The sequence below is a fragment of the Mycobacterium sp. TH-M82 genome, from assembly GCF_057473605.1.
This window is the reverse complement of the sequence record NZ_JBYCKY010000081.1, coordinates 1-2,100: the sequence shown is the minus strand read 5'-3', so window position 1 is coordinate 2,100 and position 2,100 is coordinate 1. Positions and strand designations below refer to the sequence as shown.

General features: G+C 62.1%; 2 protein-coding genes and 1 tRNA gene. 1 reads left to right on the top strand and 2 read right to left on the bottom strand.

Going from position 1 to position 2,100, the window contains the following annotated elements; translation table 11 throughout:
* Positions 1 to 190: 190 nt before the first annotated feature.
* Both AC2VON_RS02445 and AC2VON_RS02440 read right to left on the bottom strand, forming a co-directional pair.
* Positions 191 to 1,492 (bottom strand): tyrosine-type recombinase/integrase, encoded by a 1,302-nt coding sequence (locus tag AC2VON_RS02445; RefSeq protein ID WP_486951510.1) that lies wholly within the window; start codon positions 1,490 to 1,492, stop codon positions 191 to 193.
* 87 nt (positions 1,493 to 1,579) lie between these two features.
* Positions 1,580 to 1,653 (bottom strand) — tRNA-Leu (locus tag AC2VON_RS02440).
* Positions 1,654 to 2,010: 357 nt separating this feature from the next.
* On the opposite strand from AC2VON_RS02440, the gene AC2VON_RS02435 reads away from it, so the two are divergent.
* The coding region (locus AC2VON_RS02435) for a PE domain-containing protein (protein WP_486951511.1) at positions 2,011 to 2,100 on the top strand (90 nt) is incomplete at its 3' end.

Below are 2,100 nucleotides of genomic sequence, written 5' to 3'. Positions count from 1 at the left end.
AGCCGAACCAGTCACCAACGATCAAGACCCGAACACCGCCACATGGGGCCAAAATTCATGCAGATCAGTGGGGCCAAACCACTTGACGAAACGCAGGCTGAGCTGGCCTGTGCCGTAACTGCCATGCCCCAACCCAGACAGGCCCCGAACGTCGGTCAGGATCGACGTTGAGGGCCTGAAAGCGCGGGTTCTATGCGGCGGTCTTTTGCGCTGCAGCCATGGCCTTGCCCAAGGCATCAGCCACCCCGGCCAGATCATCACTCATCAGATGCCCATACAGGTCCAGCGTCATCGCTGCCGTGGCGTGGCCGAGCATGTGCTGCACGACCTTGACGTTCGCGCCTGCCGAGATAGCGAGGGATGCACAGGTGTGGCGTAGATCGTGCGGCGTGATGCTGGGAAAGGTTGGCGTCGTCGCCTCGCCGTCATCGGCGATCTCCTGCTGCCGCCGAGCATCGGTGCGGGCTTCGACCACCTTCATAGCGTTGTCGAATGCCCAGCGATATTCCCCAAGCGGTAGATGGCCACCCTTGCGGCTCGGGAAGACGAACGCGTCAGGCTCGGCAGGCAGCTCCGACTTTAGCCGATCCCAGACAGGCCCAGGCACTGGCACACGTCGGGTCCGCTTGGTCTTGGTGGCTGTCTCTACGATGCCCTGGCCCTGCACGTAGGTGGCGGAGTTTCGCACTGTGATCTCCTTGTCGCCAACGTCACGACGGCGCAGCGCAGCCGCCTCACCGAACCGCAAACCGCAGTAGCCGAGTATCAGCGTCATCGTCTCGAACCGTCCCACTTCCCTCGCGAACTCCAGGAGCTGGGCGTGCGTCAGATAGTGCTGCTCTGCCTCTGTAGTTTCTGGCAGGTCGTGGCGGCGGTCGATCTCGGCCACGATGTTCTTGGACGCCAGCCCAGCCCTTACCGCGTACTTGAACACTGCCCCCATGAGTTGGTGCGTCTGCCGGATGCGGCTGGCCGATAGGCCGGTGCCAGCCTGAGAACCGTTCAGCGACAGGCTGGCGATCCAGGCGGACAGGTCAGGATAGGTGACTTCCCTCATGGTGGCATCGCCCCACCTGGGCAGCACGAGCGTGTCCAGGATGGAGCGGTATCCCGCGAGCGTCTTGGGCTTCTTCTGCGCTCCCTCCTTGGTCGTGAACCACCGCTCCGCCACGACGCGGAATGTGTGTGCGCCCACGTCCGGGCTGACCCACTGGTTCGTGACAACCTTGCCGCGCTCCGTGTCGGACCATCCCTTGGCCTCGGCTTCGATGCGGAACCGCTTGGTGTGCTGCTTACCGTCGTCTCCGACGTACCAGCCGCGCCACCGCTTACCGATGCCCTGGGGCTTGCCCTTGCCTTCTGCCCACGCTCCTGTGGCGAGTTTCGTCGGTGTGCCGTCGCTGTTCTTCCACAGGTCAATCACCCCGCCTGTACCTGGGGTTCTCTTGATCGACTTGGTAGGCGTCTCGGTTGTCTCGGCTGGCGTCTCCATGGAACCGAGTTTACATCGTGCATACAGGAGGGCTGGCAAGCGTTGGCGCGACCAGCCCTAAACATGTATTTAAATGCTGCTTTGCGGTGCCCCCAGTCGGGCTCGAACCGACACTTGACGGATTTTAAGTCCGCTGCCTCTGCCAATTGGGCTATGGGGGCCCGGCGGCGAATCTAGCGTGCGGGAGCCGAGTCTGGGACATCGCATCCCCACGCGATCTCACCTCGTTACCCGACGTGCGCCGAAGCCTCGCTTAGCGTAGGACCCGCGCGTCGCGCGCATTAATCGGTGCCTCCGATGGGGAACCAGATCACACCGCCATGTCACCCGACCGGAGCTTGTTAAAACTGCCCGCGTCGGCGTTAAGAAACCGTAAATGCCCATGCCCCTGGCTCTTTCGATCAGGACTGTGGGGACGGGGATCACTGGTCTTACGGCAATTCACAGGGGCCCATACGCAAACACACAGAGTCGGCCCGTCACCTTAAGTCGGCCGCGTCACACTTTAGGAGCAATTGATGTCATTTCTAAAAGCGATACCCGAAGAGTTAGCCGCCGCTGCGACGCAGCTAGCAACAATCGGCAGTTCGCTGACTGCGGAAAACGCG

Bases quoted from the DNA above. Each gene is read 5' to 3' on its own strand.
- AC2VON_RS02445 (WP_486951510.1), bottom strand. From the start codon at position 1,492: ATGGAGACGCCAGCCGAGACAACCGAGACGCCTACCAAGTCGATCAAG.